Origin of the sequence: Weeksella sp. HMSC059D05 (assembly GCF_001809725.1) — a bacterium.
In the GTDB taxonomy this organism is placed as follows: domain Bacteria; phylum Bacteroidota; class Bacteroidia; order Flavobacteriales; family Weeksellaceae; genus Weeksella; species Weeksella virosa.
In genome coordinates this window covers 169,537-184,685 of record NZ_KV798548.1, presented here as the reverse complement: position 1 = coordinate 184,685, position 15,149 = coordinate 169,537, and the positions used below count along the sequence as shown (strand labels likewise).

The 15,149-nt window shown below is 35.9% G+C and carries 17 protein-coding genes and 4 tRNA genes; 10 read left to right on the top strand and 11 right to left on the bottom strand.

Annotated elements, in window-relative coordinates:
- Positions 1–39 precede the first annotated feature (39 nt).
- On the top strand, positions 40–768 hold the full coding sequence (lptB, locus tag HMPREF2660_RS09050) for an LPS export ABC transporter ATP-binding protein (protein WP_041942331.1): 729 nt from the start codon (positions 40–42) through the stop codon (positions 766–768).
- A gap of 78 nt (positions 769–846) precedes the next feature.
- On the opposite strand, the gene pncB is transcribed toward lptB, so the two are convergent.
- Both pncB and HMPREF2660_RS09040 read right to left on the bottom strand, forming a co-directional pair.
- The gene (gene pncB / locus HMPREF2660_RS09045; RefSeq protein ID WP_013598793.1) at positions 847–2,049 is read right to left on the bottom strand and encodes a nicotinate phosphoribosyltransferase; all 1,203 of its coding nucleotides are present in this window, start codon (positions 2,047–2,049) and stop codon (positions 847–849) included.
- Positions 2,050–2,123: 74 nt separating this feature from the next.
- Positions 2,124–2,894 (bottom strand): hypothetical protein, encoded by a 771-nt coding sequence (locus HMPREF2660_RS09040; RefSeq protein ID WP_013598794.1) that lies wholly within the window; start codon positions 2,892–2,894, stop codon positions 2,124–2,126.
- A 72-nt stretch (positions 2,895–2,966) separates the two neighbouring features.
- Between HMPREF2660_RS09040 and HMPREF2660_RS09035 the strand changes: the two genes are divergently transcribed.
- On the top strand, positions 2,967–3,359 hold the full coding sequence (locus HMPREF2660_RS09035) for an RNA-binding S4 domain-containing protein (protein ID WP_070486834.1): 393 nt from the start codon (positions 2,967–2,969) through the stop codon (positions 3,357–3,359).
- On the opposite strand, the gene HMPREF2660_RS09030 is transcribed toward HMPREF2660_RS09035, so the two are convergent.
- Positions 3,319–3,849, bottom strand: coding sequence for a shikimate kinase (locus HMPREF2660_RS09030; RefSeq protein ID WP_070486850.1), 531 nt, complete (start codon positions 3,847–3,849; stop codon positions 3,319–3,321). The genes HMPREF2660_RS09035 and HMPREF2660_RS09030 overlap by 41 nt on opposite strands.
- Before the next feature lie 128 nt (positions 3,850–3,977).
- On the opposite strand from HMPREF2660_RS09030, the gene HMPREF2660_RS09025 reads away from it, so the two are divergent.
- The 5 genes from HMPREF2660_RS09025 to typA all read left to right on the top strand — a co-directional run bounded on the left by HMPREF2660_RS09025 (position 3,978) and on the right by typA (position 6,486).
- Positions 3,978–4,050, top strand: a tRNA-Lys gene (locus HMPREF2660_RS09025).
- A gap of 7 nt (positions 4,051–4,057) precedes the next feature.
- Positions 4,058–4,141 (top strand) — tRNA-Leu (locus HMPREF2660_RS09020).
- Between the two features lie 39 nt (positions 4,142–4,180).
- Positions 4,181–4,253: transfer RNA gene (locus HMPREF2660_RS09015), tRNA-Lys, on the top strand.
- A gap of 55 nt (positions 4,254–4,308) precedes the next feature.
- Positions 4,309–4,381: transfer RNA gene (locus tag HMPREF2660_RS09010), tRNA-Lys, on the top strand.
- A gap of 296 nt (positions 4,382–4,677) precedes the next feature.
- A complete protein-coding gene (gene typA / locus HMPREF2660_RS09005) occupies positions 4,678–6,486 on the top strand; it encodes a translational GTPase TypA (RefSeq protein ID WP_013598797.1) in 1,809 nt (602 codons plus the stop codon).
- 58 nt (positions 6,487–6,544) lie between these two features.
- Here the strand turns inward: typA and HMPREF2660_RS10800 are convergent, their stop codons facing one another.
- From HMPREF2660_RS10800 to HMPREF2660_RS08995, 3 genes are all read right to left on the bottom strand, one after another.
- The gene (locus HMPREF2660_RS10800; RefSeq protein WP_255356444.1) at positions 6,545–6,733 is read right to left on the bottom strand and encodes a T9SS type B sorting domain-containing protein; all 189 of its coding nucleotides are present in this window, start codon (positions 6,731–6,733) and stop codon (positions 6,545–6,547) included.
- Positions 6,678–8,771 carry a choice-of-anchor L domain-containing protein gene (locus HMPREF2660_RS10900; RefSeq protein WP_070486832.1) on the bottom strand — a complete coding sequence of 698 codons (2,094 nt, stop codon included), beginning with the start codon at positions 8,769–8,771 and terminating at the stop codon, positions 6,678–6,680. The genes HMPREF2660_RS10800 and HMPREF2660_RS10900 overlap by 56 nt, the downstream gene beginning before the upstream one ends.
- Positions 8,772–8,967: 196 nt before the next feature.
- On the bottom strand, positions 8,968–9,363 hold the full coding sequence (locus HMPREF2660_RS08995; protein WP_013598799.1) for a hypothetical protein: 396 nt from the start codon (positions 9,361–9,363) through the stop codon (positions 8,968–8,970).
- 43 nt (positions 9,364–9,406) lie between these two features.
- Here HMPREF2660_RS08995 and HMPREF2660_RS08990 point away from each other — a divergent pair, with 43 nt between their 5' ends.
- Together HMPREF2660_RS08990 and HMPREF2660_RS08985 are read left to right on the top strand one after the other, a co-directional pair.
- Positions 9,407–10,009: an NUDIX hydrolase gene (locus HMPREF2660_RS08990; RefSeq protein WP_013598800.1), complete on the top strand. Its 603-nt coding sequence runs from the start codon at positions 9,407–9,409 to the stop codon at positions 10,007–10,009.
- A 1-nt stretch (position 10,010) separates the two neighbouring features.
- A complete protein-coding gene (locus HMPREF2660_RS08985; protein WP_013598801.1) occupies positions 10,011–10,520 on the top strand; it encodes a DUF4920 domain-containing protein in 510 nt (169 codons plus the stop codon).
- Positions 10,521–10,604: 84 nt separating this feature from the next.
- Here HMPREF2660_RS08985 and HMPREF2660_RS08980 read toward each other — a convergent pair whose 3' ends face one another.
- Genes HMPREF2660_RS08980 through HMPREF2660_RS08970 form a run of 3 tightly spaced genes read right to left on the bottom strand, consistent with a single transcriptional unit; the run spans position 10,605 to position 12,576 of the window.
- Positions 10,605–11,372: a DUF4241 domain-containing protein gene (locus HMPREF2660_RS08980; RefSeq protein ID WP_070486831.1), complete on the bottom strand. Its 768-nt coding sequence runs from the start codon at positions 11,370–11,372 to the stop codon at positions 10,605–10,607.
- Between the two features lie 30 nt (positions 11,373–11,402).
- On the bottom strand, positions 11,403–12,005 hold the full coding sequence (locus HMPREF2660_RS08975; RefSeq protein ID WP_070486829.1) for a hypothetical protein: 603 nt from the start codon (positions 12,003–12,005) through the stop codon (positions 11,403–11,405).
- Positions 11,998–12,576 (bottom strand): Crp/Fnr family transcriptional regulator, encoded by a 579-nt coding sequence (locus HMPREF2660_RS08970; RefSeq protein WP_070486827.1) that lies wholly within the window; start codon positions 12,574–12,576, stop codon positions 11,998–12,000. The genes HMPREF2660_RS08975 and HMPREF2660_RS08970 overlap by 8 nt, the downstream gene beginning before the upstream one ends.
- A 206-nt stretch (positions 12,577–12,782) precedes the next feature.
- On the opposite strand from HMPREF2660_RS08970, the gene HMPREF2660_RS08965 reads away from it, so the two are divergent.
- The gene (locus HMPREF2660_RS08965) at positions 12,783–13,112 is read left to right on the top strand and encodes a DUF493 domain-containing protein (RefSeq protein WP_070486826.1); all 330 of its coding nucleotides are present in this window, start codon (positions 12,783–12,785) and stop codon (positions 13,110–13,112) included.
- Positions 13,113–13,399: 287 nt separating this feature from the next.
- On the opposite strand, the gene HMPREF2660_RS08960 is transcribed toward HMPREF2660_RS08965, so the two are convergent.
- Positions 13,400–14,113 carry an RsmE family RNA methyltransferase gene (locus tag HMPREF2660_RS08960; RefSeq protein WP_013598806.1) on the bottom strand — a complete coding sequence of 238 codons (714 nt, stop codon included), beginning with the start codon at positions 14,111–14,113 and terminating at the stop codon, positions 13,400–13,402.
- Positions 14,110–15,132, bottom strand: coding sequence for a tRNA (adenosine(37)-N6)-threonylcarbamoyltransferase complex transferase subunit TsaD (gene tsaD, locus HMPREF2660_RS08955; RefSeq protein ID WP_013598807.1), 1,023 nt, complete (start codon positions 15,130–15,132; stop codon positions 14,110–14,112). The genes HMPREF2660_RS08960 and tsaD overlap by 4 nt, the downstream gene beginning before the upstream one ends.
- Between the last annotated feature and the right edge of the window lie 17 nt (positions 15,133–15,149).

The window sequence follows — 15,149 nt, the reverse complement described above, 5'->3', positions numbered from 1 at the left end:
GAAATAAAATATTTGATTTATCTTCGAAATATTATGGGAATTGTACTCAAAGGTGAAAACTTGGTAAAAGACTATGGAAAAAAGCATGTTGTGAAGAATGTCTCTTTCCAGGTAGAGCAAGGTGAAATTATAGGGCTTTTAGGACCGAATGGTGCTGGGAAAACAACATCTTTCTATATGATTGTTGGCTTAGTAAAAGCAACACAAGGAAGAGTTTTTCTAGATAAACACGACATTACGCAAGACCCAATGTACAAAAGAGCCCAGAAAGGAATTGGTTATTTGGCGCAAGAAGCCTCTGTCTTCAGAAAACTTTCGGTAGAAGATAACATAAAATCAGTATTGCAGTTCACAAAACTTTCGAGCAAAGAACAGCAAAAGCGAACCGATGCATTGATAGAAGAATTTAGTTTAGAGCATGTGCGTCATAACCGTGGAGATTTATTATCGGGGGGTGAAAGAAGGCGTACAGAAATTGCTCGTTGTCTAGCTACAGAGCCAAAATTTATTCTACTCGATGAGCCCTTTGCTGGAGTAGATCCTATTGCAGTGGAAGATATTCAGAAGATTGTTCGATCGTTGAAAGATAAAAATATAGGTATCTTGATCACCGATCATAATGTATCGCAAACCTTAGCAATCACAGATAAAACCTATATCATGTTCGAGGGTAAAATCCTGAAAGAAGGATCACCAGAAGACTTGGCAAATGATCCAGATGTAAGAAGGGTTTATTTAGGCGAGAATTTCCAATTTCAACAAATATAAAAGATAAAAGAAACTCGCTTTCGTATTCGGAAGCGAGTTTCTTTTATGTTATCTATAAGGGGAATACTATCTAGGAAATTATTGCAAATACTCATCGTGTGATGCGATATCACCCAATTGTAAGATTTCTTTAGCAAGTTCTATATCGCGTACATTTCCAGTGTGTTTATTACCTTCATCAGAAAGTTTTACCACACCTGTCCACGGAATATCATACGAAGAAATCCCCGTTAACTTCATCACGATATTCATTGGTCTTAGGCCAGTATCATTGGTAAGGTTTGTACCAATCCCGAACGAAATACCAATTTTGTTTTTACAAAATTTAGTGATGTTTTCTACTTTCTCAGGATTCAAACCATCCGAAAAAATAATAGTTTTATGCAAAGGGTTGATACCCATTTTCTGATAATGATCAATCGTCATCTGAGCAAATTCTATCGGATCTCCACTATCGTGTCGAACGCCATCAAAAAGTTTGGATAGTTTTTTATCAAACTGCCTGAAGAAGATTGCACTTGTATAGGTGTCGGTAAGAGCAATGCCCAAGTCACCGTAGAAGACTTTTACCCATCGGTCTAGACTTATAGAGTTAGCAATTTTATACCCAAATCTTGCTCCATGAAACATAAACCATTCATGAGCATGTGTTCCGATAGGTTTCACGTTATATTTATGGGCGAAATGAACATTCGAGCTGCCGACAAAACTTCTTCCGCTGTGGTTAATGAGTTCTTGTATGACCAAGTCATGTACCTGGTAAGAGTGTCTTCTGCGTGTCCCAAAATCGGCAACGGTTACCCCGAGCTTGTTGAAAAGATCTATTTTATTCGATGTTTTTTCAGTAATTTCTTGATCAGACACTCGGGATAAATGATTTAATCTATAATACAATTCACTAATCAAAGCAAGTAAAGGAACTTCCCAAAGAATTGTTCTGTACCAATATCCTTTTACATGAACTTGCAAATCGCTACCTTCTTGTACTATTTCTACTTCATCAGGATCATAACGATAACCTTGTAAAAAATCTAGGTAAGAAGGGCTGATATATGGGCAGTTTCTATGAAGATATTGTTTTTCTTCTTTCGTTAGTCCAAGTTCTGCCATAGCGACTACTTGTCGTTTTAGTTCCTCACCAAAACCTTCTGGGAACTCATGTTTTCCACGGTTAATGAAAGTGTATTTTGCTTGTACATCGGGATACAATTTGGTTACAGCAAACTGCATCGTGATTTTGTAAAAATCGTTGTCTAGTATCGAGTTGATAATTCTTTCCATATAAAACGAATTTAAACAAAAAAAGCCTTTTCTACGATAAAAAAGGCTTTTAAAAAAAAAATATTTATTTTGAATTATTTTTTTCGAGGTATTATTTTGTTCAATTCAAATGAAAATACAAAACTATAATCTCGGTAAATCTGATCATTCAAGTAGTTACCATCCCAAACTTTTCTTCTTGCATAGGCCAAACGAGAAGGTAGAATTATCACCCCTTGCATATGGTACAAGTCGCTGCTGCTTCTGTTGGTTGCTTTGAAATGTTTTAAGCCTTCTACAAAATTTTCTAGTACGTAATATTCTTCTTTGAAACCTGATTTTATTTGCTCATCTGTGAGATTTACATGATAAAATACTGGGTCGTAAACAGGAACGCCTCTTTCTGTTGTGCTCGAGAATAAACGAACTTGCCCGAATTTGTATTTGTAGTTTTTGTTGTCTGTAGCACGGAAAATGTAATTATCGTAAGAAATCAGGATAGAATCATTTTTGTTAGACGTAATGCTATTTCCTTCTGCTTGGACATTTGGGTTTATTGCATACCAAATACCTTTTTCGTCTCGTTGTGCAAAATTATCCAATGTCGGGTATTCATCGTCGTTGATTCCAGTCGTAGGGTTAGTCCCAACAATTGTATCTTTCGCGGTTAACTTACCGTTGGTAGGATGAAAATAATATTTTGCGAGGTATTGTTGGATAGCCTCGTCGTCTAACGCATTTCTTTGTTCTAGAGGAATATCCACATAGACATCTAATTCATCTTTGTTATCATCATCTTTCTTGCACGAAGTTACGCTGTAAACAGAAACGTAAGCCGCAAGGGCGAAAAAGAATTTTTTTATCATTTCTTATTATTTCGTTTTAAATTGCGAATTTATACAAAAATAACGTAAAATTATCTTAAAATTAGCAGACTTATGCGGTTGGACAAATTTTTGTGGAGTGTTCGCTATTATAAAACTCGAAGTTTAGCAGCAGATGCATGCAAGAAAAATCGGATAAAAGTGAATGGTGAAGTCGCAAAAGCGTCACGAGACATTATACCAGGAGATGAAATTGCAGTCAGAAAAGATCAGATGAATTTTTCTTTTCGTGTTTTGCAAGTTCCAGAAAATAGAATAGGAGCCAAGTTGGTCACTTTGCATATCATCGATACTACTCCAAAAGAAGAGTATGAAGCTTTGGAACTTCGTAAAATATCTCAGGATTACTATAGACAAAAAGGAGAAGGACGTCCTACAAAAAAAGATCGTCGAGATTTAGACGACTTTATTTCGGGAGAATTTTCTGATACCGAAGATGTTCTATAAGCAATAGAGCCACATCTTGTGGGTTCATTTGTTGTGTTTTGAAATGGGTGTGCGCTTGCTCATAAAAAGCTCTTCGCTCGAACAAATGTTTCGCTATATACTCGGCTAGCTCATCATCTTCCAGGTGTATTAATAAAGGACGTTGCTCCTTGTTTTTACACAATCTTTCCGTCAATTCGTTCAGAGGGGTTTGCAAATATATAGAATGAGATAGCTGATTTATCAGATGCATATTGTTGTAATAAGCTGGCGTGCCACCACCCAAAGACAAAATAATATTTTCTTTTTGTAGGAGGTTTTCCAACATTTCTCTTTCAATTTTCCTGAAACCAATTTCTCCTTTCTCTCTGAAAATTTCCGGAATCGTTCTGTCATGTGCATTTTCGATAAAATGATCCAGATCGATAAATGTTCTTCCTAGTTGTTTTGCCAATATTTTTCCGACCGTCGTTTTTCCACTTCCCATATAACCTATTAACGAAATATTCATCACAATATATTTTTTGCAAAGGTGCATTAATTTTTAAATCAATTAATTATAAAAAATAATAAAAAATTTCTTCAAAAGGTTTGCAATTGTCATAAACTTCTCTCTATATTTGCAGTCGCAATTCACAAGACCTGGTAGCTCAGTTGGTAGAGCACAACACTTTTAATGTTGGGGTCCTGGGTTCGAGCCCCAGCCAGGTCACATGTTCGCCCATGTGGTGGAATTGGTAGACACGCCATCTTGAGGGGGTGGTGTCCCTTCGGATGTGCTGGTTCGAATCCAGTCGTGGGCACGAAAAATTATAAGAAAAGATTTAAGAAGTTTTACTTCTGACCTGGTAGCTCAGTTGGTAGAGCACAACACTTTTAATGTTGGGGTCCTGGGTTCGAGCCCCAGCCAGGTCACAAACTTCTTATATAAAAGAGGTAGTTTTCTTTATACTACAAAAAAATATGCGGCGACCTGGTAGCTCAGTTGGTAGAGCACAACACTTTTAATGTTGGGGTCCTGGGTTCGAGCCCCAGCCAGGTCACTACTACGCAAAAGGTTTTAGATTTAGTTCTAAAACCTTTTTTCTTTTTGATGGGAAATTTTCGATGAGATGTTGATTGAATTAATAACTAACAGATTTTGTGTTTTTATCTATTCGAGAAACACGCGAATTATTTCAGGTAGCAAACAAAGATGTTTTTTGAGAAGACTGTATTTCATCCTACCGAAAAAATAGAAACAAACTGCTTACTAAAGCGTTAAAAAAAAATAAAAAACCTACAGATAAGCACATACTTACGAGAATTTTTTGTAATTTTGCAGTCTGAAAATTTGAACATGCAAAACATTCGAAATATTGCGATTATCGCTCACGTTGACCACGGAAAAACTACTTTGGTCGACAAAATTCTACATAGCACCATTCACATTCGCGAAAGCTTAGACAACGGAGATCTTATCATGGATAACAATGATATAGAACGCGAACGCGGAATTACCATTTTCTCTAAAAATGCAGCCGTAGAATACAAGGGAGTGAAGATTAACGTTATTGATACTCCTGGGCACGCCGACTTTGGTGGAGAAGTAGAACGGGTGCTGAAGATGGCCGATGGGGTAATTTTGTTGGTGGATGCCTTCGAAGGGCCGATGCCACAAACACGTTTTGTGCTTCAGAAAGCGTTAGAGTTAGGGCTAAAACCATTGGTGGTCATCAATAAAGTAGATAAAGAAAACTGTAGACCGGATGAAGTTCATGATAAAGTTTTCGAATTGTTCTTTAACCTAGATGCAACCGAAGAGCAATTGGATTTCCCAGCCTTTTATGGATCGTCTAAGCAAGGATGGTTCAATACCGAAAATGTTCCTAGCCAAGATATTACACCTTTATTAGACGGTATTTTAGAACATGTCCCAGCTCCTGAAGCTAAAGAAGGACCACTACAAATGCAAATAACCTCTTTAGACTATTCAAAATTCTTAGGGCGAATCGCAGTAGGAAAAGTAACTCGTGGTGTAATTAGAGAGGGCGATTGGATTGCACTGATAAATAAGGATGGAAGTTTCAAGAAACATAAAGTAAAAGAATTATACACATTCAAAGGTCTCGGAAAAGAGAGAACTAAAGAGGTAGTTGCAGGAGATATTTGTGCAGTTGTAGGGATTGATGGTTTCCATATTGGGGATACCATTGCCGATCCAGAACATCCAGAAGCTTTACCGATTATGCATATAGATGAGCCTACAATGAACATGTCATTCGGGATCAATAACTCACCGTTCTTCGGGAAAGATGGGAAGTATGTAACATCTAGGCATTTGGTAGAACGTTTAGAAGATGAACTGGAGAGAAATTTAGCTTTACGAGTAGAGCCTACAGAAGACTCGAATACGATGTTGGTGTACGGTCGTGGGATTATGCACTTATCGGTATTGATCGAGACGATGAGAAGAGAAGGTTATGAGCTAACAGTTGGTCAACCACAAGTAATCATCAAAGAAATAGATGGCGTGAAATCTGAACCTTATGAAGTTTTAGTGATTGATGTGCCGGATCATTATGCTTCAAAAGCAATAGACTTGGTTACTCAACGTAAAGGAGATTTATTGGTTATGGAAGCCAAAGAAGGTATACAACATTTAGAGTTCGAAATTCCATCACGTGGATTAATTGGTTTGCGTTCGATGATGTTGACTTCTACTGCTGGTGAAGCTGTTATGGCACATACTTTTAGCGAGTACAAACCGTTTAAAGGTACTATCTCGGGGCGTTCGGCAGGAGTATTGATTTCTAAAGATCAAGGAACCTCAACACCATATTCAATCGATAAACTACAAGATCGTGGAAAATTCTTCATCGAACCGGGAGAAGAAGTGTACGAAGGAATGATTATCGGTGAACATGCACGAAACAACGATTTGGTTGTGAATGTTATCGAAGCAAAAAAATTAAACAATATGCGTGCTGCTGGTAAAGATGATTCTACGTCTATTGCACCAAAAATAGAAATGACTTTGGAGGAATGCATGGAGTATATTCAGGCAGATGAATGTATAGAAGTTACACCAAACCATATCCGTTTACGAAAAATTCACTTGAAAGAAGTAGACCGTAAGCGTTACGAGAAATCAATGGAAGGTGCTTAATTAGCAGATTCTATAGAAATAGGAAAAAGGGAAATTCGAACAGAGTTTCCCTTTTTATTTACTTGTTTTTTAAGATGATAGAATTGCTTATTTTCTGTACTTGTGTGCTTCCAGGTTCGGTCCATTCTAGCTTATACCAATAAGATCCTGTTTCTTGTCGATACCCATTTTGTTTTCCATCCCAAATAAAATTATTCGAAGAAGTCCCTTCGAAAATCAATTTCCCGTACCGATTGAAAATCTTCATACTTGGGGTTTTCTTTGCTCCGTAAATCCGAGAAATCCAACACGTCATTTTTACCATCACCATTGGGCGAAATAAAATTCTGAAATTGAAGCATAATAAAGTTTTTCTCGGTAGGATGACAATCGAGCACAGTCGATCTCACTTTCACGGTATGTGAACCAACTTCTACTTGATGAAAACTATTCGAGGTCTGATAATTACCATTATCCAGTGCGTATTCGTAAGGAGGAACTCCGCCCGAAGCATAAATGGTAATTGTCTGATTTTGGATTTCTATCTTTTCGATCACGATGTCTTCGGCTTCTTTTACCTCTACAAATTGTAGATATTCGCAACCATTGGAACCTAATTTCACCCAATATTTTCCGACAGAAACTCCGTAAATCGTTGAGGTGGTTTCTCCAGTCGACCAAAGATAAGAGTCGAATCCTTCACCTGCGTCTAAATTTGTTGTAGTTCCTTTACAAATCGTAACTTCATCTAATAGTGTTGATGTGTTGGGTTGTTTAAATTCTAATGAAATCTTCTCGATTGTTGGGCATTTATTTGATTCTTTGAAACGAACGTATAAATCAACCGAAGAAGTCAATGTGTAGGCATTGGCTATAGCATTTTGGTTTTTTTCGGCCTCTTCTGCTGTAAGATAAAACAGTGCATATTCATAATCTTGTGTTATGAAATCTGGTAAATAAACCTCTACTTTACCATCTAAATCATCATCACAAAACGATAATAAAGTATTAGAACTGAAAGTAGATTTTTTGTCCATCATGAGAGAAATTTCATGTATAGTAGCGGGACAATCTTTGGTTTGTGTCCTTAGATAAATCTTTTTTTCTGGTTCAGATGAGTTAAGTTCTACAGTGGATATTTCGTTCTTCGAATTCAATTCGGCGTCATGTTGATTGAGATAAAATTTTGCATCATATATCGGATAAAAATCCTCGATAATTCTCTCTGTCAGGTCGTGGAGTTGGATGGATATAACGTCGTCAAAATTGTCGTCACAAAAAAAGAATTCATTTTCGGTGATTTTGGCAGTCGGATATTCTTCTACTATTACTTTTCCGGCCACTGTACAACCGTTGGATAATTCTATAAAAACTTCGTACATTCCTGCTTCATTTACCTCGAGTTTTGGCTCGTTTTGTCCGATCAATTCTTCGTTGTTTTTGTACCAACGATAAACAACTGCATCGGCTACGGTGGCATCTATCGTATGCGAATTTCCTCGGCAAAGTGCAGTGTTATTTTCGACTAATAAATCATCTCCTAAATCTATGTTGCCAACAAAACTACCGGCTTTTAACATAACTGCAGAGTCATAACGCCCTAAACGGTCTCCATGATCAGCAATAACCAATTTAATGTGATATTTTATGCCTTTTTCTACTTTTGTAGTTGCTTTGAGGATTTTGGTTTGTCCATTGAAATTGGTAGGCGTATGGACGCCATTAAAACCTCCGAAATAGTTAGAGTGATGTATATGATTAATGCTAAGAGAAGTTACCGGAATATTTGTCCCAGGAATTAAGGCAATATTTTGATAAGGTTCGGTAGAATCTGCTTTTTTTATCAAGAATGCAAACGCATCCGAGTATTTTGTATTTTCTTCACGATATTCTTCGGATAAGAAAATGTAATCGAAACTTATTCTCTCGGTGAGATGAGAAACAAAATCGAATTCGAGAAAAGTAGCATTGAGAATGTAATCGGAAGGTAGTCCGTACATGTCTAATACATCAATCAGATCTTGATCGCCTCTCCAAGAACCATCTTTCGGATAAAAATCTTGTAGTGAGCTATTGGGGCCTTTTGCGTCCTTAGCTAAACCAGTAGAGAGGATGATTCCTTCGGATAACTCGAATGTGCTTGTTCCTCTCGAAAAGTACCCATAACTTTTTCCTTCTGGACCATCCCAACCAGAGATTCTGATGTTTTCTATTTCGATACACGTCGAATTTCTTGCTCCAAGAAAAATATCTTTTATTAATTCTTCTACGGAGTAATCTGTATTTACTTCGATATATTGTGCCATGGCACTATTGCTCGTATATAGCCAGCAAAAAAAGAGGAATAGGAGTTGTTTTGTAAAAAATCTTTTCATTTATTTTTACTAATGAATTGGCTAATAATGTTAGAAAACAGAGGTAGAAATAGAAGTAGAAGGTTGAGCATCTGCTATACAAAATGTTAGCAGATGACCTTATTATATAATATATAGTGCGAGCGTCTTAGACGTTCTTTAAATTTTCTGAGATAGTTTCGATAAAAGAAGTTAGTGGCTTTTTGGCCATCATTTCTATCATCATATTAAACTTTCCATCAAAATCAAGAGAAACATCCGAAGAATGATCATCAACAGCTTCGATATTAACAGTTAGATAATATTCGAAGTTTGGCGATGGCGATTCGAAAACGATCTGATTAGGTTCGTGCGTTTCTTTCAAGCGCATTCCAACTTTTGGCAAAGAACCAACTCCTACCGTGAAACCTTTGCCCGATTCGTGTATCTCGAATGAATTGGTGTCTTTAGGCATAAGGCTTTCGTAGTTCTTCATATCCAACAAAAAAGTATAAGCATCTTGCTGATTTTTTTGTAGTCTGACTTTCTCTGTATTAACTTTCATGTTTTTTAACTTTATTTTAATAAATTTGTATCAAACCTGTCAAATGTACAAAGTTTTTTTAAATGAAAATTGCATCATTTTATCCGAAAAACCGGAAGAAGGTGCAAAAAATGTTTTATATCATTATACTTCACAAATAGACGAAGCAGTTCATTATCTATCGACTAATCAAAACGTGCGAGTGAATTTGTATAGTGAAGATTTGGAAGAATTGTGGTTTGATTTTAAGAACCATTTCAAGATCATTGAAGCGGCAGGCGGAATCGTGAAAAATTCTAAGAACGAATTTCTTTTTATTCATCGACTTGGTCGATGGGATTTACCCAAAGGTAAAATAGAAAAAGGTGAAGATCCAGAAACGGCTGCGATACGAGAAATTGAAGAAGAATGCAGTATTCATGGGCTGGTATTGAATCGTTTTATCACAACAACCTATCATATTTACTATCAGAAAACTTATATTTTGAAGTTGACGCATTGGTATGATGTTTCGTATATAGGAGAAGAGCAACCAAAACCGCAAACTGAAGAAGGTATAGAGAAAGTAGAGTGGGTGAAAGAGTCAGAGTACGAAAAACTGTTGGTCAATAGCTATCCAAACATACATTTACTGTTCGAAAAATTCTATAACCAAAATAATAACTAGCATGAAAAAATGGATACTTTATTTTAGTGTTTTTGCTTTTACAGTAGCTTGTACATCGCAAATGCAAAGCACCAAAAATGCAACGATAACAGAATTTGCCAAAACGCACGAAAGTTTTGGTGAAGCTTTCGACGTGAAAAATCCTTTGACCCAAAAGGAAATGTTGCAACACTATAAAAAACTTTCGGTAGGAGATACGTTGCACAATGTACAATTTACCACTACCATACAAGAAGTTTGTGCCAAAAAAGGATGTTGGATGAAGTTGTCTCTTTCTGATGCGAAAAACGAAGTGAATGTTCGATTCAAAGATTATGGATTTTTTGTTCCAATGGATGCAAGCGGGAAAGAAGTTGTCGTGCATGGGATAGCATATGTTGCAGAAGTTTCGGTAGATAAGTTGCGTCACTATGCAGAAGATGCTGGGAAATCTGCAGATGAAATTGCAGCCATAACAGAGCCTGCAATGCAGTATCAGTTTTTGGCCGACGGTGTCTGGATTTCGAAATAATTTTATCTACTTTTTTGGATAGAAGATACATTTAAAAAGCTCAACTTCTGTTGAGCTTTTTATGTAATATAATGATTGATTTAATCACAAGAAATCATCATCTTCTTCATCGATTTCCATTTCGGCATCGATAAACTGAATATATAAGGCTACAATTTCGTTTTTTTCATTGTATCCATAATAAACCGGATATACTCCTTCTCCAAAACCAGCCTGGAAAATAGGGAACTTTGCATCTGACTCTGGTACCGACCAATTTATCCAGTCACCATCTTCTGATTGATAATTGGGGTGATTTTTAAGGTTTTCTTTGAATAAAGGTTCGAAATAATCATCATACAAATTTGCATCGTCGCCTTTGTTTTCGATTCTGTCGATTAGTTTGGTGATTTCTGGGAAAGCATCTTGATCAAAAATTGTTGCCAATCCACTATCGGTATTAAAACCAAAATATTCATCTTCTTGCAAACTAGCTAAATCTTCATTCCCACGCAAAGCTTCACGGTACTCTGTTGGTGTTTCGTCTGAAAAAGCAATTTTATAAGATGCAATTAGATCGACAGTTTCGGCTTCATTGTCTGGGTTTTCTAGAGTAATGAAGCTTGCATATGTCGGGAAAACGCCTACCGGAGCTACTTCGTAATACGGTTTATCGTCATCCGTTAGGATAAATCCTAATGGATCGCAAGCAATTAATTTACCCGAAAGGGAGGTGAATTCTCCCATAGAGATCTGTTTCAGTGGATACTGATCTACTTTGTCGTCTGTAAAATATTTCTCCAAATCAATCGGAGCTTTTAATAAATCTTTTTTTTGATCCAATAGATCAAACCATTCTTTTGTTGGTTCCATTCGCTATATTTTTGTTTCTGTCGGAGATTTTTATCGCTCCAAATTTTTTTTTAATTCAATTTTATCCAAATCGTACTCAATTTTCATGATGTATAATAAATCGTCGTAATCGAGAAGATCTTGATGATAATAATCGATCAAAATTTCTCGCATGTTTTGGAATTCTTTTCTTGTTTTCTGTTTGAATTGTACTTCTTTAAAAGTATTGTTATGATCCTGAATGGTCAGAAAATTATGTACGCCGAACGAGCCTTCTTCTCTTTTAAATTCACCAAAATCTCGAACTTCTTTACCGACGTAGTCATCATTTTTTATCGTGATATGTTTTATGTTTTTCGTAGGGATTAATGTATCGCCTAAAAAAATTTTGTCGGGATAAAAAGCAATTTCTCCCATCGTTGTTCCTTTGGGTTCGTATTTCTCTTTTTGGAACATTTTGTTGAAATACGCTACAATTGTCGCCATGATTAGGATATAAATTATCCAAACGAAGCTGTTCTCTAGCCAACCTTCGACTGTGAAAATATAGGATAAGCCTGATACTAGTCCTAAAATAAAAAGATTGAATAGGATGTTTCTAAGTTTGATATTCTTTTTTTCTTTGACGAAAATTTCAAATGTATATTTAACCATGAATGGAGATTTCTTTGCGTACTCTGCTTAAACTTTCTGGGGTAATACCTAAATAAGATGCAATCGTTCTCTGAGGAACGCGTTGTAAGAGATTGGGATACAGTTTGACAAATTCTTGATAACGTGTTTTGGCACTTGCACTAAGTAATAAATTTACACGGTCTTGCAGATATCTCACATGATTGTGCAAAAGATAAATAATAGCTTTGCCATATTCGGGGTTAAGTTGGGTTAGATATTCCTGGAGTTCGAGCGACATTATTACCACGGTACTATCTTCAATAGTTTGAATGTTGAGTTTAGCGGGCTGTTTACAAACCGTAGAATAGCGATCGCTTATATACCAGTTTTCTGGTGAAAATTGTATAACATGTTCTTTGCCATCGTTGTCATAAGAAAATGATTTTACAAGGCCTTCTTCTACAAAATAAAAAAAATCAGATTGTTGCCCTTCACGTAAAAGAAAATGATTCTTAGGGTAATCTTTTACTTTCGCAATATGTATTACTTCGTTTATTTGCTCTTCGGTAAAGTTTGCAAGTGTTTTAAGATGATTTGTGAAATTTTTCATTTTTCTTTATATATGTCCAAAAATACTACAAAAAACTTAGAATAGATTTTTTTGTTTTATTATGTCTTTCTTTGTTGTAAGCAATATTCAGTCAAAAAGACAGTTCAGAGAAAAATTTTATCGAAAAAAAAAGTATTTTTTACCGTAATTGTCAGCCTCGAGAAAAGGTATAGTTCTTGCGTAGAGATTAAGTAAAAAAAAGGAATATGGCAGAAAATTTTAATAATCTAGATTTTCAAGAAATACCGGATAACTACCATACTAAGGAAGAATTTTATAAAAAGTTCAAAGAGCGATTAGAGAATGTTGAAAAATTTCCTACTCCATATATGTTTAAGTTTATTTATCCCTCGAGTGAAGAAACCATGAATCGCGTGAAAGAAATTTTTAATGATGTAAACCCAACGTATAATTATAAGGCTTCTAAAAACAGAAAATACACCTCGATTTCAGTAAATATTCTTGCAGAAGATGCAGATCAAGTGATTGCTTTCTATAAACAAGTAGCAGAGATTAAAGATGTGATAATGCTCTAGAAATATAATCCAGTTCCCTTTCTTAGGAATTGATTTTTGGTATATAAGAGAGACTTTTAGGTTTTATGAAAATGTGTGGATTAGGTGCTTTGTATCTTTACATGCAGAAAAACATTCTAAAAACTACACCCAATAGATTGTTGGCACTCTTACGGCAAAACCTTTTTATTGTAATTCAATAAAGAAAGACCGATTGTGTGGCTCTAGTAAAAATGACTCAACTTACCATAGATTCTATGCAATGAAGCGTAGTGATGAATAAGTTTACCACAAATAATAGAAAAAAATTATTCGGGTCGAAAAGACCAGTCGACTGCGAAAACTGCTTGTAGAGCAGCTGTTTCTGTACGAAAACGTTGAGTACCTAAACTAACACCTCGGAAATTTTTTTGCAATGCACTTGTGATTTCTTCTGCAGAAAAATCGCCTTCAGGTCCAATCATTAAAATGATTTTTGAAGGTTGAGTTGATAAATAAGTTTTGAAATTTTCTCGATCCCAATCATCACGACAATGCGCAATAACTTTAGAAAATTCTTGATAATCTTGATCAATAAAATCATGAAATTTCATCAAAGAATTTACTTTTGGGGTATAAGCCTTTAGGGATTGTTTGCAAGCAGCTTGGATGATTTTTTCTATACGCTCTATTTTAATATTTCTTCTTTCAGAATGAAAAGTTTGCAAAAAAGTAATTTCATCAATGCCGATCTCAGTTGCTTTTTCTAAAAAAAACTCTAAACGTTCCATTGTCTTGGTCGGCGCAATGGCAACGTGCAAATAGTATGGTTTTTGCTGGAAGTTTTCTTGAATTTCGAGAATGTTCGCTTCAACTTTTTTCTTACTAAGTTGAGAAATTTCACACTTTGCTAAAGTTCCTTCTCCGTTAGTAATATAAACAATATCGCCTTCTTTGCCACGTAAAACTTTGGTGAAATGATGACTTTCTTCTTCGTTTAACGTTGCATGATTGTCGTGTATTTCTCCGAAAAATAATTTCATTCGATCGAATATTTAGCTGTTGATTTGTCTGTTATATTGCCAAAAAGCTGGCGTTCATATTTTAGTTGACCCACCATTGCAATCATAGCGGCATTGTCGGTTGTGTAAGCAAACTTAGGTAAGAAGACTTTCCAGCCCAATGTTTTTTCGTTAGCCAAAAAAGCCTCTCTAATCCCAGAATTTGCAGACACACCACCAGCAATTGCAATTTGTTTTATACCAAGATCTAAGCTGGCTTTTTCTAGTTTCTGCATAAGGATATTCACAATCGTGTACTGAATAGAAGCACATAAATCGTTTATGTTTTTTTCTATAAAGTTCGGATCCTTTTTTGTTTCTTTTTGTAAAAAGTAAAGAATTGCAGTTTTCAGGCCACTAAAACTATAATTGTAATTTGCCAACTTTGGTTTATTAAATTCAAAACGATGTGGATCCCCTAATTTTGCTTTTTTATCGATAATCGGGCCAGCAGGATAAGGAAGGTTGAGGAGTTTTCCGGCTTTGTCGAACGCTTCTCCTGCAGCATCATCAATGGTTTGACCAATCAACTCAAAATCAAAATAATCATTTACTTTCACAATCTGTGTATGTCCTCCGCTTACTGTCAGGCAGAGAAAAGGGAAAGATGGTTTTTGTTCGTTTGCATCCTCTATGAAGTGTGCCAAAATGTGTGCTTGCATATGGTTTACTTCTATCAAAGGAATATTAAGTGCCAAACTCATCGATTTAGCAAAACTACTTCCCACCAAAAGAGAGCCCATAAGACCGGGACCTCTCGTATAGGCGATAGCTTTGAGGTCTTTGAGGTGGATATTTGCTTTTTTTATCGCTAGATCAATTACTGGTACAATATTTTGTTGATGAGCCCTAGAGGCCAATTCGGGAACAACGCCTCCGTATTGCTGATGAATTTCTTGATTTGCAACAACATTTGATAAAATTCTGTTATTGAGAATTATTGCAGCACCAGTATCATCGCAAGAAGATTCGATGCCTAGAATTAAGTTGTTTGATTCCATTTCGTAACACGAAAAAT

Coding starts and splice junctions, on each gene's coding strand:
- pncB (WP_013598793.1), bottom strand. CDS start 2,049: ATGGAAAGAATTATCAACTCGATACTAGACAACGATTTTTACAAAATC.
- HMPREF2660_RS09040 (WP_013598794.1), bottom strand. CDS start 2,894: ATGATAAAAAAATTCTTTTTCGCCCTTGCGGCTTACGTTTCTGTTTAC.
- HMPREF2660_RS09035 (WP_070486834.1), top strand. CDS start 2,967: ATGCGGTTGGACAAATTTTTGTGGAGTGTTCGCTATTATAAAACTCGA.
- HMPREF2660_RS09030 (WP_070486850.1), bottom strand. CDS start 3,849: ATGAATATTTCGTTAATAGGTTATATGGGAAGTGGAAAAACGACGGTC.
- typA (WP_013598797.1), top strand. CDS start 4,678: ATGCAAAACATTCGAAATATTGCGATTATCGCTCACGTTGACCACGGA.
- HMPREF2660_RS10800 (WP_255356444.1), bottom strand. CDS start 6,733: ATGAAGATTTTCAATCGGTACGGGAAATTGATTTTCGAAGGGACTTCT.
- HMPREF2660_RS10900 (WP_070486832.1), bottom strand. CDS start 8,771: ATGGCACAATATATCGAAGTAAATACAGATTACTCCGTAGAAGAATTA.
- HMPREF2660_RS08995 (WP_013598799.1), bottom strand. CDS start 9,363: ATGAAAGTTAATACAGAGAAAGTCAGACTACAAAAAAATCAGCAAGAT.
- HMPREF2660_RS08990 (WP_013598800.1), top strand. CDS start 9,407: ATGTACAAAGTTTTTTTAAATGAAAATTGCATCATTTTATCCGAAAAA.
- HMPREF2660_RS08985 (WP_013598801.1), top strand. CDS start 10,011: ATGAAAAAATGGATACTTTATTTTAGTGTTTTTGCTTTTACAGTAGCT.
- HMPREF2660_RS08980 (WP_070486831.1), bottom strand. CDS start 11,372: ATGGAACCAACAAAAGAATGGTTTGATCTATTGGATCAAAAAAAAGAT.
- HMPREF2660_RS08975 (WP_070486829.1), bottom strand. CDS start 12,005: ATGGTTAAATATACATTTGAAATTTTCGTCAAAGAAAAAAAGAATATC.
- HMPREF2660_RS08970 (WP_070486827.1), bottom strand. CDS start 12,576: ATGAAAAATTTCACAAATCATCTTAAAACACTTGCAAACTTTACCGAA.
- HMPREF2660_RS08965 (WP_070486826.1), top strand. CDS start 12,783: ATGGCAGAAAATTTTAATAATCTAGATTTTCAAGAAATACCGGATAAC.
- HMPREF2660_RS08960 (WP_013598806.1), bottom strand. CDS start 14,113: ATGAAATTATTTTTCGGAGAAATACACGACAATCATGCAACGTTAAAC.
- tsaD (WP_013598807.1), bottom strand. CDS start 15,132: ATGGAATCAAACAACTTAATTCTAGGCATCGAATCTTCTTGCGATGAT.